Source organism: Paenibacillus sp. N119s (genome assembly GCF_059447605.1).
Genome location: NZ_JCAJRU010000139.1, coordinates 1 through 13,896, shown reverse-complemented (window position 1 = coordinate 13,896; position 13,896 = coordinate 1). Strand labels below are relative to the sequence as shown.

Genomic DNA, 13,896 nt, shown 5'->3' with positions numbered 1-13,896 from the left:
ATCCGTACCACCACTCATCAAATCCGCTTCCTCAGGTGTAGTACCATACCACGTATTGCCCAGTGTGTTAGCTGGGATAAGGGTAAAGTAATCATCTGGGTAAAACAGGCCCGTAGTACCGTCTTGCAATGCGAATTTCTTGTTATACACAGCTACTGTCAGTCCCAACTTACCGACAAGGTATTGCCGCATCATAGCATCCGTCATAATAATGTTCTGACCACCAGCAGGATTCATGTCCAAGCGGATACTAACGTTTTTCAGAATATAATTCCACGTTTTCCGCGTACAAATGGCATTCTCTGGTCGAACGCCTGTATCGTCTTCGACCAAGTCCATCCACGTTTGAATATCCTGCACTATTGTTGCAGTAGGGCTACTCCACTTAGCATCTGCTGTAAGAGTAGTTTTGTGTTCGTCAGACATTTTGTAATCGTATTTGTATTGCAGACGATTAGCCACAATGTCGATTCTGCCCAAGGAAAGCAACTGCATAATCATTCGTTCAGGCACTACAACCGCACCATCAATCAGTGTTTTTCTATCGTCGTAAATTTTATCAATTAGTGTTTGATAGTACGCCGCATTAGGAGAAGACAAAAGTTTAAGTAACTCCTGACGCTCTTTCTCATTAATCTTCATGCCCTCACGGAAAAACGGCATTTCAGTATCCACTTTTTCAAACCCAATACGCTCGCGTAGCGTTGCCTTAGCATCAAATTCGGACGGTTGCAATGATACTGGCAACCCGCCGGCTCCTTTAATCCAGCTTAAATCCAAACCTTGCTGTTTCTTCGGTGGAAATAATGTAGCCCCCAAATAAGGGATTGCATTAGATGCTGTCTCCTGATAGTACGTTGCGATATTCGGTGCTGTTACAAGATCATAAATTGTTGGCATGTCTTCACCTATCCTCTCTTATTTCAAAAATGTGATTTGTTTAAGTGCAGTAATTTCTTCTGGCGCTGGCGCTGTTGGGATTTTGCTCAGATCCACGAAGCCGTGAATCATCAACGCTCCTGAAGCAGGGCCATAGGTAACATCAACGTCTTCAAAAAGCACGCCTTCCGCATTAGAAACTCCAGTTGTTGTGACTGCCTTTTTGCCCAGCTTCGTAATGTCATTCAGAATGCCGTTACCGATAATCGTTCCGGCAGGGACAATTTTTTTACCGTCTGCATTAGCTGTGATTCCCGTATCGTCCACTGTAATAGCTAGGTTCACGTAATGATCAGGGAATTTGGTGATTACCTTTTTATTTCCGTATTTAGTGGTTACAAATTTACTCATTTTCTCATCCTCCTGTTATTGGAAATAGGATTCACGGGCTTTAGATAGGCCTTCGTTATCCGCCGACTTATTCTGTGCAGCAATCTTCCCGTAATTTGGCTCACCCTTAACCGGGTCTTGCTTTCCGCCTGCTCCATCTGCTGGTTTAGCACCTTTGAAAGTTGGTTGCGGATTACTTTCCTCTTTTGGCACAAACAAAAAGCCATCGCTTTCGCGAAGGCCTGTGAGTTGGTCGTCCAAACCGCCTTTTATAGCGCCATTGTCATCCAGTTCGATTTTTGTTTTGTCCAGTAGCTTCGCAACAATATCAGCGTTGTGAACCTGACCACTCAAAGCCATCTTAAGCGCCGTATTAAGGCGTAACTCCTGCATGTCTGCATTGTACTTGTCTGTAGCTGCTTTATTGTCCTCTTGAAGCTTAGTAATCTGCTCCTGTAGCGCTGGCACATCCCCTGCGGCCTTCTGCAAATCAGCCAACTGCTTATCCCGGTCCTTTAGATCCGTTTCGAGTCGTTTCTTGGTATTGTTCACTTCATCGAATTTATCTTTTGGGAACCAGTTGCCATCATTAACGACTGCCAGTTTCTTATCACCAGCCTTTTCAACAACTTGGTTATACAAATCTTCTCCAAGCAATTCTTTTAAATCCATTAATAGCACCCCTATTTTAGTTTTTATGACGTGTAACCCACCACGCATAGGATACGTTCAGTCAGCCCCGAACCTTTAAAGAGGGCAATACCCAGTTTATAGCCATATGGCAGGGCAAAATAAAAAGCCTGCTGCATCTAAATGTGCAATCAGGCTTTAATCCTTACTATTTTGTTTTTCAAACGGCTCTTTGACTTGCTTTAGCATGTCAGCAGCTATTTCTTTAGGCGTTTTAGTAAAATCCAACTTCAGCGGCGTATCATCGATTAAACCTAAACCGATAGTCCGCTTTGGCTGCTTGGAAGTCTTCGACATACGTCCACCCCAGTTCTTTAATGATTAATCGCAACCATAGGTAATCCATATACTCATTCTTGGCTGTTTCTGACATTGTAGCATAGTTCTCGCTGCTTTGTAACTGCTCAAGAGCAGCCATAGCAGTGGATTCCAGCACATTATTAAACACAAGCAGATCGGATGATTTACCATTGGATGATACTCCACTTACTCCGCCATCATGCCCAACTGCAAGCAGGCTAGATATAGCCGGATAAATCGCCATGTTGCGAATATCCTTCACGTTAACCCTTGTTCCTCTCGGGTGGTTATGAGTCAGGATGACACTATTCGGCGGTGCTTTAATAAGCGAATCGTGTATTTCAGGCGTGAATGTAACCTTATTTATGATACCATCAGCTCTACCGATTTTCTTGCCTGCTGTCTGATCCATAATAACCATTATTTCTTTACCTGCTTTGTGACCTTCCCGGGCAAGACTACGGTTTACCTCAGCTAACTTTTCTAATACCGGTTCAGACACATTAGGTAGATCAACATGGTAAGAAGCTTTTGGATTGTACTTCCGGTTAAAACTTCCTCCAGGTTCTTCAACCTCTGGCTCAGATGTATTGCTTTCTGCAGGTTCACTAGGCGTGTTCGGCTTAACATATTCCTTTTCCCATTCGGAATAAGTCATGTCACCTGGCACTGCCTGATTCTTGCCTTCCTCATCCCGTGAAATGCGTTCTTGAACATTGTCCTCATAATGAGGAATCGTCGTAGAACGACAATAAGCATGCAGTGGCGGGTAAGTAACTCCTACCTCGGCCTCAGACACTGCAAATACCTCTCCATCCATGTGCCGGCAGATACTTGATGTACGTTTATCCAGGGTAGCTGTAAACTTGTACTGCTCTACGCCCAACTCCTTGTATGCATCCATGCGAGACTGGCCGGCAAAGTAGGCTGATTCAGTTTGGATGATTCGTGCAGCTGCAGAACGGGAAACGCCCATTCGGTCAGACAGCGCGTTGACCATCTTATCGGGTGTATCACCGCGTATCATGCCCTGTGTAAGCACGGTTTGAAGCTCATGCACCAGTTTGTCTCGATCCTTCCAAATACGAGCACTGAAATTAGATCCATCGGCTGCCCAGGGTTTACTTAAAACCGCTTCAATCTGCCGCTTGTCTAACTTAGAGAAAGTGGCGCCCAACCCTGTACCCTTGTGTAGCTCAAACACTGAGTGATAGTACCCATCCTTGTATATATCGCCCATAAGCTCTTTAGCGCCTGCCTGACGCTTTCCAGTCAGCACCTCGACATGTTGCCGCATCTGCATTTGCAAAGCCTCTAAACGAGTCATACGCACTCTTATGGATGCATTCTCAAGCTCTTTCATCCACCGCTGATCGACCGCATTCTCGCGGCCTGCCTTAATGTAATCCTCAACAGTCCACTTAAACTCTTTGAGCTCCCCAACTTTGAGCACTTGCCGCGCTTCCGCTAGGCTGATCTCGTTATTTTTCGCAAACCGCTGGTAGAACACGTCAATATCCTTTTGGATGGATGCGTTAGCCTTGGCGTACTCAATCTCCATTTTGCGGACGTAAGCAACACCTTTGCCTAACTGCGCCTCATTGAGGGCATCCATACGCCCTGACCAGTATTCCTCGGACTTCATGACGGATCATCCTGTTTTGGGTCTGTTTCAGGAGGTGCGCCGCCCGTGCCACCGTAAGGTTGATCTTCTGCCACTGGCATTGCCTCGCTTTTTTCCTTTTTAAGCCTGTCCAGTTCGTCCTGTACGTTGGTTACCCATGGATGATTAGCCACAATGGTTTCGTCGGAAATAACACCTACACTATCCTTAGCATTTGTCACGGCTTCAGTTTCGTTGATCAGGATATCTCGGTTAAAGATGAACTCTACATCAAACTCAGAGTAATCTTTGTTCGTTGTATTCGCCAAATGTTGATTAACAAACCAGAGCAATTGCTCCAGCGAAGCTTGAAACTCCGTCTCGATGATATTCGCATCCATATCCAAGTCCCCGTATAGGAAGCGCAAAGCAATGCCGGATGGACTGTTACCGAATTTATCGGATTGCGTATCTACCCCGCGTCCAAACTCATAAATACTTTTCCGCAACTCAGTTATATGGCTAGTTAACGCCGTAGTATCAATGTTAACGCTAATTGTATCAATGCCACCGTCACCAGAAACCTTTGTCATACGGTATTGCGCCAAGTTACGCCGTGCTTCCCCCAAATCCGTACCATCGTAGTTTTTGAGCACGATGATATCATTCGGCAAGTCCTCAAGATTGTTAGAGTTGAAGGAGACGTGTTTGTCATAGTCATCTACTAATGTCTTTAGAATCTCAACAAGTGGCATTTCTTCATCGTTGTATTTAAACGGGATGAACGGGATGCGCTCCCAGTTGAGCTGTTGAACCTTCCCATTAACATCCTCAGCAGAAAAATGCCCCTGCAATTCCTCGTATGGTACATAGTCAGACGTGGAGTTTTGTACCCACTTCATAACACCATTTGAATCCCAAAACTCAATGATTTGAATGGTCTTTTTTGTCTTGGCCTCGTATACTTCCACTGGGTAAAAGCGAATCATTGCATCCAATTCAGTATGAGCTCCATCTTTCCAAAGCGGCACACACTCCTTAGACGGAATAACTTTGAAACTTAACTCTCCAGTTTCGGAATAGTATACTTGCAACCATCCGATACCATTGTTAATTGAGTTCTTGCCAAGGTTCTTTAACTGGCGTAAAAAAGGCTTGCCAAAGTATTTATCCAGTTCATCCTTATACTCTTTGGGTCCATCAGTTGTAATACTTATCGGTTTAGACAGCAAATAGCCGGTCTTTTGATCAACCAGCTTGCGTACAAACCCGAATACCAGTTTGTTATTGGCCAGATTTTGCGCCTCTATCTTTGCTCCGCCTTCACCGATAACATATCGTTTATGCTGGAGTATTTCTGTCTTATTTCGATAGTATAGATCGCCAACAATCATCCACTCTAGTTTCTTGGATCGTTTGAAGTCATTAACCTCTTGCTGCGCTATCTCACGGTTGGTCATAGGAGCATTCTTTTCAAGGTTGTAGATTACTTCTTCTGTTGTGGTCATGTTTACCTCCTTCCTTAAAATTCAAATGTAGGAGCCTTCATATCATTTTCAAGAGCATATCGGGTCATATCAATACTGTGATTGTCTCGGTCAGGATATCCGGCCTTAAACCCACCATTTCCATCTGGCTCAAGCTCATATCCGTAAAATTCCCGCTTGGTGTTTGGGCACCGCACAGGATCGATTATGATTTCTTCCAACGACTCAAGGAATTTAATACCGTACTCAACGGAATCCGGCCCCTTTTTGGCCCCTCTAATACGGATGCCATATTCTTTAATTTCTGCTATGCTCTTCGGTTCGGAACTATCAGCCATAACTAAGCCATTGCTTTTGTTTTCAGCCTTAATGTGTTCCGCTGCCTTGCGATTGTGCAGTTGTACCTTGTGAAGCTCGTGAAAGATATACAGTCTGCGTTTCTTCTTATCGTAGTGCATAACCCCATAATGGGCTGGGTCTTTGGCGTACCCGAAGTCGATACCACGGCGTAGTTGATCGAACATTGAAATTTCTTCGTCGGTAATTTCTCTAATAGTAAGATTTGTGAATACCTCTCCACCGGTTCCTGTGACCTCACCCATATACTCATGTCTATAGCTGTCAGGCTTAGTCTTTTGAAGATGTTCCGCCTCAATAAAAAACTGTCCACCCAGCCAATGCCGAGGAACAGTCAAATATGTGCTATGATGAACAACGCGATCGGGTCTCGTTTCCGTGACTTCATCATTTACCCAATTGCGCTGTGATTTGGGAGGGTTGAAAGAGTAGAAAGCAACAAAGCCTTCTCCACCCCGCATAAGTGATTGGTTGATAGTTCGTATTTCTTCTGGCCCGGTGAATTCATCTACTTCTTCATACCAGATATATTTGATGTACCCGTTTTTTACTTTGGTTGATTTAATCTTTTTAGGCTTATCAGCTCCGCGAAATATAATGCGCTGTCCTGTTGGGATGTAGACAAGCTCTAATGGGCTCAATTTGGCGTGCCAATAGTTTTCTACCCCCAACACCTCAATAGCCCATTGGAGTTGCTCAAATACGCTATCCTTCAGGTATAGGCCAACCTTGCGGAGGACTACTGCATTGGCTTTCGGGTCTTTCATCATCCCTAGAATGATTTCAATGGAAATGAATGATGACTTTGTGCTACCGCGACCACCCTTGAGCCAGTAATGAGTATGTCTACCCTTTTTCAAGTCGTGGTGTATGTCATAAAAGGACGGAGCAATTAAATCAGTTAGCTTTGTCACTCTTCATCACTACCTGGGACGTCATCGACGATTTGCACACCCATAACGGCATCCACTTGTTGCCGGTCTGTCCACATAGCGTAACGCTTGCCAAGCAGTTCAGCAGCCTTTACACGGTCTTTAACGTAAGTATCCTTGTCCTCAAGCTCAAAACACCCCTCACCCTTGCCCACTGGTATCTGTTCGGTGTGTTCCCCTCGCATAACTTTAGTAAGGAATTGGAGTATTTCGTCCTGTTTGGCTACCCTTTCGTCGTCTTTTTGCGAGATTTTATCATCAATATAGGCCCTGACGTTAGGATTTGTTAGCAATTTGCTAGCATTTGTCCTCATAGTGGCATCTGATTTAGCTTTATATCCAGCCTTACGATATGCATCAACGCCATTACCAGTCTCAATGTAATAATCAGCAAAGCGCTTCTGGTTTTCGTTTAGTTTCATGTCATATCACCCACCCTCTTTCTGTTTGGTTGTCACCAATCAATTGGTGAATTACTCAGGAGTAATAAAAAAACCACCCTGTATTGGATGGCTTGAAATACTGTTCATGCTATTTAATAGTTGGGTTAATAAAATCTACGATGCCAGTTCCGTTTCCTGTTATTTCAATGACAAGTTTTTGAACCCCTGTTAAATTAACAGTTATGTTTTCTTGGACACTTCCTTCGCCCAATGAAACTTGTTTTAGAACATCCCCATTTTCATTTTTAAAAGAAATATTCCTTAAAAATTCATAATTTATTAGATTCTCATCATCTATACCCAAAGATAATTTTAATTCAGAATACCGATTGTTTAGTGCATAATTTAGTTTTACATAATCATATTTAGAATCATGATTGCTATTTATTTTAAAACCTAAAGATCCGTACGATTTTCTGTTTATCACCATGCTTTTGTTACTACTAAGAGAAGGATATCTATTAGTGTCTATCGAATCAGGAGTCCCTAAGGGCTTACCCTCGCTTTTTTCTCCTATTATTACACTTTTATTATTAGAATCCCACGTGGTTTTAACTCCTACAAGATCACTAACAACAGACAGAGGAACATAAGTATTTCCATTTGCAATAAATGGTTTTGCACTCCCAGTAGGAGTTTTGTCGATGCCATTCTGTATTAATTTAATTCCGTAGTTGACATCTAGTTTTACCGTATTAGAAGCTGCATAGGCAACCCCTCCTGTTAGGAGCGTGGCACAAGCAAGACCCAACACAAAGCCTTTAATTTCTTTTTTCAAAAGAATTTCCTCCCATTTTAAAAAACATCGGAAAATAGTACCTTTTTCCAGATCGAATTATAGGAGAAAAGACTCATTTAATCCAGTATTTATTTTCCAGCAATCATTTTCTATCATAGATTTACAAAAGCTTTTTAAGTTGTTACAGTCATTCACGACAAATAGACCCGTGTATCCTACTTAGCTGTCACCTCTCAGCTATTTTCAGATGTATATTACGGGCCTATTCTGCTTCTTTAAACATTCGATCATACGTCTGTTCATATTTGGTCACAACGGATTCTAGGTCTTCTATAGCCCTCTTCCTGTGCCGTTCATTCTTCCATTGCCATATGGTGAGTGAAATGACGCCAATAATCATTACAATTAACAATATCTGAATAATCGTTTCTGGTAGAACTACAATGACATAGTTATGACCCATACTGTACCCTCAACCCTTTTGATAATTCTGCTGCCATCCCATCAATGATCTTCTTAGCGTCACATTTGATATCAGCTGTCTTTATGGTTATAGAAGGGGCGCTCAAGCCTTTATACTCCGCTATCTCCTGTGGTGTACCTTCTATGGTTCCGTCTGTATAGAGTTTCATGGGTTTACCTCCTCATTCTTCGTTTTATCCACCAAAAAGGCGCTATGACAACTGCTAAAGGCCAATAAATCAAATAGGCAATTGCTAAGTAAAGGATCATGACTCCGTATATCCATACTTTGTGATACCATGGCAACCTGTCTATAGATTCCTGTGTTATCATCACAATCACCCTTTCGGCAAATAAAAAAGCCGCCTATTGGCGACCACGAAATTATTTATCATTTTCAGGCGGTTTCGGCTTCAGCCATTCACCTTGTTCATTAATGAATGCATCTTTGTATCGACCTGATTCTAATTGTCTTGTTATATCCTCTTCTTTTGCGACCAAGATATTAGCAAGCTGAGTAACAGTGTAGTATTCGCTGCTTTTGCGGTCTAACTGTATCGGAACAGCCATATCGTACAGCACGTCCATAAATTCATAAAACGTTAACTTACCCATGTTTCTTAGCCCTGAATAATAGGATAATTTGTGGTTAGCGAATTCTTGGAACGATTTGCCTTGAAACTCGCTCGCTAAGACGTTGCTAAGGCGCACACTCAAGAGATTATCGAAATGTGTCTCGAAATCCATTTGATCCATTTTAACGTATTTTGCTTTGAATGCGATCATTTTTATGAGAGGCAAGCCTTTGCGATTACCCTCTTTCAAATGCACTCTAAATTGTTCACGATCCATTATCATCGGCTGTACCATCCTCTAAGGTGTGTTTAACCGACATTTTACAGCACGTTTCTTATAATCGTAAACATCTATTAAGACACACAGCGGAATCGAACCGCTATAATCCTGTATGTGTCATATCCCCGGACTAAGCCGGGAAAAAGGTGTTACTTGAGTTTGTCAGCCAACTGCTTGAGCACGTTCGGTACTGCAATGCTCTGACCTTTGGCTTTGTTGCCTTTGATGTAGGCTGTACCCTCATTCGGGTAGTACACCACGCCTTCGTCACCGATGATCGGAAAGCCGCTGTCGTCATACTCCAGGTTGGTTTCCACGTATTTACCGTGTTTCTGCGCCTCCCGCTCCAGCGGATGCAGATGAAGAATACCTGCGTTGTCTAAATATGCATAGCTCATGTCGTTTCCTCCTTTGAACGCAAAAAGCGGCGGTTTCCCGTCGCTTTTCGTCTTCTTTTCACTCAATACTTCTACCATGAAGGTCATGAGTGATTATTTATTTGGCCCGTATTTCTATAGCACCCGGGCGGAGTCGCTTGGAAAGGACTCTAACCTATTCCCTCCCCGCTTCCACACCACCGCAACAAGTGCTCCATCGCCCTGTGTTCAAAGCAGCGCCTTTAAGTATGGACGAGTCCTGCAATGGTCGGATGAGCAGGGACACCCGGGCGTTAACCCTATGTCCCTACTTTAAATCTGAACCGCCGACACCATGCGGACTCACTACAGACGCACTACAGACACAAACAACCCACCAAATCTCAATGCTAATTAAAAGGTATTGTAGCAAGCCCTACAAGTTTAGCAATAGCGTTATACTTCAATATAATGTTTCTAATAAGAGTAGAAGATGCTGCAATTGTTTCATTTCCAGTACTGCTAATACCACTTATTTTCTCTAAGAGACCTTTAATCCTTGAGAAAAAATCCGGATTTTTAGTTACGTCTTCTGTTTCGGATGTGGCGGAGGCAATTTCATTTATTTCATCAATCGATGTTGCCACTTCATCATCCTCAGAGTTTTCTTTTAACTCCGTCAAATACCGCAAAAGTTCTCCAACTTCATTTTGAATGTTTGTTTCTTGATAATTGGAATTATTAATGGCGATTTGGATAGGCCTGTCATTACTTCTTCGTAAACCATCACCAACAATCTCCAGTAACTTTTCAATTTGCGTTTCTTGTACTCTCAATAAATCCTCTTGCATCTTAATCCTGGTAGCAGCAATATTCAGTTCTGCCCGCAGTTCGATAACTTGTAAGTTTGTATCCAAAAAATCTTGTGGAGCAATTCTCCCACTCACAACCTGTCCATAGTCATTTAAGGTCTTTTCAATAATTTCTTTATCTCCTGAACCTGTTTCAATAACCATTTTTACTATTAGGTCTTCTTGGATTATTTTCACCTTGGCGGAGCTATCTGGATGCTTTTCACGTAAAATTTTATCAAAGTAGCTCAGTATTCCAACACCCGCATGATAGTAGCCATGAGGGAATTCAATAGTTCTAATAATCCTTGTATTATTTTCATAGTTATTTTCACTTGAGAAATATTCTAGATTAACAATTGATGCTCCATCTAATGGCGGTTCACTGTTAATTCCTATAACAATAAATGGTCGCATGACTTCCAATGGGGAGTGTGACTTGTAATACTTATATAGCGTTTCAAATCCGTGTTGTTGTAAATGAGTTATTTTTTTTAATAAATCGTTCTGTAATATTATAAATACTAAAACCTCTATATTAGTATGTCTTATAACAAACGGTAGAGTTGAATAAAAAGTAGTATTCATGCGATCAGGTCTAATATAAAAATTCAAACTAGCAGAAACGCTATTCTTATGAACGTCCAATCCAGTATTTATTCTTGCATCCCATCTTGGAGGAAAACTATTCCATGCATATGTATTTAATTTTCTTTCCCAATCAACTTCTTTCCGTCTTAGTCCGTTGTACTTAATCCTTCCTTCAATTTTTTCCTGAATATCATTAAAGTTTATTTCTTCAATACTCTGAAGTACTTCGTTATATTCATTTCTATATTTTGTCTGTAACAACTTGTAGCCGTTTCGGTAATCTATAATCGAGTTTATATACATACTTTCCCCCCTGACTATCTTTGTTTACAGATTATTACTTTGGTATCTTTTGGTCAATTGAATTTTTGTTTTTGAAATAATATTCCAGGGAATACCGTTTTAAAGATATTCCTCTGGATTCCGAATTACTTAACTATTTATATTTCACCGATTAATTTTAGTGTCTCAGCCACGGATTCTATCCCTCGTACAATTCTCCTATCAACACTACGGTCAGATATGCTGCTGAAACGACTTACTGTTCCCCATCGAGTGTTTCCTCGAATAAATCGAAACTCCATTACCCGGCGAACGTTATCGTCCATAATAAGGCTCACAGCCATTTCTACAGCCTCTGTCTTCCGTCTGTATTCCTCCATAACCAGCCGTTCTTTCTCGCCTATTGCATTCCTAGCGGACAGGCTATCAACGGTTTTACGCATCCTGGTGTACCGATTCAAAAGGCTTCGAGCCAGTTGCATGTCTGACCTGTTTGCTGTCGGGAATAATTCCATCTGCACCGCCTCCATCCATAGCCCTCCCATTGTAATTTACATAAAATCGAATATACTTGTCTGCCCTTCACGCGGCGAATCTGCCGAGTCCTGTATTAATCCATCGTCCAGCATAAACTTAGGAGCCTCATAGAGATATCTTTCATGTACTGGATCGCCTTCGCGTGAATGCGCTGGGTTCTTAATTTCTGCTTTCTTGGTCCACACCCAAAAGCTTTTCGCCGTCACTTTGTCGTTGTTACCCGACATGTCCATTCCTTCCTTCGCTCAAAATGTTCGGTTCAATCCTCTCGATCAACATATACCTATCTATACTGACTACACCCACATATAACAGTAATGCGCATAATATAGAGGTATAGGCTCTTATCATGGGGTGTCTCCAGACGCGTGTTCAGGTTGTACATGCGTTTCATAAGCCTTGTCTAACCAAATCATCATGCACTCAGCCGCAGACGCTGGGTTCTCCCATAATTCATGTTCGGTTCGCGCCATGCTTATAATGTGCTTCAGGCGTGCTATCTCTGCATCCTTTTGTTGTATAAGGGATTCAGCGCGATCTGCGCGATTCTTATGCTCCGTCCTCTTGCGCTCCCAATAGTATTTTGCCTTCTTCAACTCGTCGTAATTATCACTTAAAGCCTGGAAATCAGCCTCTGCCGAATCTGCACGTTCTCTCTCCCGTTCCATACGCTTTTGCCAGTAACGTTCCTCTGGCTGCTGTGGTGGGTCTGGATCAAATAATCCTGATGATATTGCATCAGTTAAACTATTGAATGAGTTTACGCACGATGATCCTTCCAGAAAACCGTCTGAGTCTGGAGCATGCGCAAACCACTTGATTAGCTTATCTGCATCTATTAAGCGTGGTTTATCTGTCATTGTTGTTCCTCCCCATACGTAATCCGGACAGCATGCCTAGTAAGTAAGCCATAGTCACTCGTTCATTCCCACTGGCACACTCAATCTCCTGGTATTCTCCATAACCCATATCAGCGTATAGATTGTATATAGTCTCTGGTTTCTTCCACAAACCTCTCTTTACTTTTTCACACTCGACTAATAGTTTATGTTCACGTTGTTCATTGACTTCATTTAGGTATCCGCTCAATTCGCTTTTTGGATCTATATTCGTCTCAAAATGTCCATAAGTGAAAACTGGCATCTATATATCCTCCCTTAGTGGGTGTAGGTCCTACACCCTGTAGCGTATTTTTAACTCTCCAAGCAAGTCCCACGACATTTACTCTTATAGAGAGAGCATTTATAATGGGTTCACACCGCTTTCCTATGAGTGGTTACCTCTCCCTCCATATTTAACGTTGGTAGCGACAATATGGGGGGCCACTATCTACACCCTGTATTGGTTTAATCCTTTTGTATAACGGCTAAAGCTCTTTGCGTGATGTCATACGACAATACATGACTATAATTCTGGACGATTAGCTTAACTACATTTTCAACTGCATAATATTGCTTACGTGCTGCTTTTACGTCCTCCACAAGTTTGGTAATATCACTACGTACGACCATCCCGTTATACTCTGGCTCATAAGACCGTCCTTCGCCATCTATCGGCATTGTTCGATACTCTTTGCTTAATTCATCCAATTTTTCGTTCGTGAAATACGGTTTCATATCTATCATCCCTTCCTTTATTAATTCTTACTTGATAATGTCATATAAGCAGCCTCTGCCCTCTCTCGGGGGCTGGCGTTGCACAATTGCGCTACCACGCGGTTGCTCACCTTCCACCCAGTTGATTGCCCCCATTTAATTTTTTCCAAGTAGCGGATATATGTGTTTGGATGAACCTCACATGCCGCTGCCTGTACCTCCAGAGAGGCGGCAGCATCATTGCAGTAATCAGGTTCTTTTCCACTTGTGAGATGCCCCGACATTTTCCCTTCCGGTGTCTTCCAGCATCCAAAGTGACCGTCAGGATGCTCTCCGATCTTTGTCCATCCAAGCAGTATGCGCAATGCGTCGTTAAGCTGCTGGTTTGTCATATCCTTTACCGACATATCTATCCATCCTTCCAACGCTCCGTCAGAGCGTATTGTATTGGTGGTTACTCCCTACCTAATGCCCGACGTGCCGTAACTCGTCCAAGTACACCTGACATGTCATATTTGGTATCAGCTATTTCTTTCAGTGCTTCACG

General features: G+C 42.4%; 19 protein-coding genes. All 19 read right to left on the bottom strand.

The window, feature by feature from the left end:
- On the bottom strand, positions 1-900 hold a 900-nt coding region (locus tag AC5V8P_RS16100), incomplete at its 3' end, for a major capsid protein (RefSeq protein ID WP_495473719.1).
- Between the two features lie 18 nt (positions 901-918).
- Positions 919-1,290: a hypothetical protein gene (locus tag AC5V8P_RS16095; protein ID WP_064795256.1), complete on the bottom strand. Its 372-nt coding sequence runs from the start codon at positions 1,288-1,290 to the stop codon at positions 919-921.
- A gap of 15 nt (positions 1,291-1,305) precedes the next feature.
- The gene (locus AC5V8P_RS16090) at positions 1,306-1,941 is read right to left on the bottom strand and encodes a phage scaffolding protein (RefSeq protein WP_064795257.1); all 636 of its coding nucleotides are present in this window, start codon (positions 1,939-1,941) and stop codon (positions 1,306-1,308) included.
- Positions 1,942-2,200: 259 nt separating this feature from the next.
- Positions 2,201-3,904 (bottom strand): minor capsid protein, encoded by a 1,704-nt coding sequence (locus AC5V8P_RS16085; RefSeq protein WP_064795258.1) that lies wholly within the window; start codon positions 3,902-3,904, stop codon positions 2,201-2,203.
- Entirely contained in the window at positions 3,901-5,370 is a 1,470-nt protein-coding gene (locus AC5V8P_RS16080) for a phage portal protein (protein WP_064795259.1), read from the bottom strand. The genes AC5V8P_RS16085 and AC5V8P_RS16080 overlap by 4 nt, the downstream gene beginning before the upstream one ends.
- Positions 5,371-5,384: 14 nt before the next feature.
- A complete protein-coding gene (locus AC5V8P_RS16075; RefSeq protein ID WP_064795260.1) occupies positions 5,385-6,620 on the bottom strand; it encodes a PBSX family phage terminase large subunit in 1,236 nt (411 codons plus the stop codon).
- A complete protein-coding gene (locus tag AC5V8P_RS16070; RefSeq protein WP_064795261.1) occupies positions 6,617-7,060 on the bottom strand; it encodes a terminase small subunit in 444 nt (147 codons plus the stop codon). Before AC5V8P_RS16070 ends, AC5V8P_RS16075 begins: the two co-directional genes overlap by 4 nt.
- A gap of 109 nt (positions 7,061-7,169) precedes the next feature.
- Positions 7,170-7,859 (bottom strand): stalk domain-containing protein, encoded by a 690-nt coding sequence (locus tag AC5V8P_RS16065; protein WP_064795262.1) that lies wholly within the window; start codon positions 7,857-7,859, stop codon positions 7,170-7,172.
- Between the two features lie 223 nt (positions 7,860-8,082).
- Entirely contained in the window at positions 8,083-8,283 is a 201-nt protein-coding gene (locus AC5V8P_RS16060) for a hypothetical protein (RefSeq protein WP_064795263.1), read from the bottom strand.
- Positions 8,273-8,452: a hypothetical protein gene (locus AC5V8P_RS16055; RefSeq protein WP_064795264.1), complete on the bottom strand. Its 180-nt coding sequence runs from the start codon at positions 8,450-8,452 to the stop codon at positions 8,273-8,275. Before AC5V8P_RS16055 ends, AC5V8P_RS16060 begins: the two co-directional genes overlap by 11 nt.
- A 214-nt stretch (positions 8,453-8,666) precedes the next feature.
- Positions 8,667-9,140, bottom strand: a complete 474-nt coding sequence (locus AC5V8P_RS16050; RefSeq protein ID WP_064795265.1) for a hypothetical protein — start codon at positions 9,138-9,140, stop codon at positions 8,667-8,669.
- Positions 9,141-9,286: 146 nt separating this feature from the next.
- A complete protein-coding gene (locus AC5V8P_RS16045; RefSeq protein ID WP_064795266.1) occupies positions 9,287-9,535 on the bottom strand; it encodes a hypothetical protein in 249 nt (82 codons plus the stop codon).
- A gap of 368 nt (positions 9,536-9,903) precedes the next feature.
- Complete coding sequence (locus AC5V8P_RS16040; RefSeq protein ID WP_064795267.1) at positions 9,904-11,238, bottom strand: hypothetical protein; 1,335 nt, start codon at positions 11,236-11,238, stop codon at positions 9,904-9,906.
- A 137-nt stretch (positions 11,239-11,375) separates the two neighbouring features.
- A complete protein-coding gene (locus tag AC5V8P_RS16035; RefSeq protein ID WP_064795268.1) occupies positions 11,376-11,747 on the bottom strand; it encodes a hypothetical protein in 372 nt (123 codons plus the stop codon).
- Between the two features lie 21 nt (positions 11,748-11,768).
- Positions 11,769-11,981 (bottom strand): hypothetical protein, encoded by a 213-nt coding sequence (locus AC5V8P_RS16030; RefSeq protein ID WP_081276701.1) that lies wholly within the window; start codon positions 11,979-11,981, stop codon positions 11,769-11,771.
- A gap of 120 nt (positions 11,982-12,101) precedes the next feature.
- Positions 12,102-12,614, bottom strand: coding sequence for a DUF4200 domain-containing protein (locus AC5V8P_RS16025; protein WP_064795270.1), 513 nt, complete (start codon positions 12,612-12,614; stop codon positions 12,102-12,104).
- Positions 12,604-12,897, bottom strand: a complete 294-nt coding sequence (locus tag AC5V8P_RS16020; protein ID WP_064795271.1) for a hypothetical protein — start codon at positions 12,895-12,897, stop codon at positions 12,604-12,606. The genes AC5V8P_RS16025 and AC5V8P_RS16020 overlap by 11 nt, the downstream gene beginning before the upstream one ends.
- 203 nt (positions 12,898-13,100) lie before the next feature.
- The gene (locus AC5V8P_RS16015; RefSeq protein ID WP_064795272.1) at positions 13,101-13,370 is read right to left on the bottom strand and encodes a hypothetical protein; all 270 of its coding nucleotides are present in this window, start codon (positions 13,368-13,370) and stop codon (positions 13,101-13,103) included.
- A 20-nt stretch (positions 13,371-13,390) separates the two neighbouring features.
- On the bottom strand, positions 13,391-13,756 hold the full coding sequence (locus tag AC5V8P_RS16010) for a hypothetical protein (protein ID WP_064795273.1): 366 nt from the start codon (positions 13,754-13,756) through the stop codon (positions 13,391-13,393).
- Between the last annotated feature and the right edge of the window lie 140 nt (positions 13,757-13,896).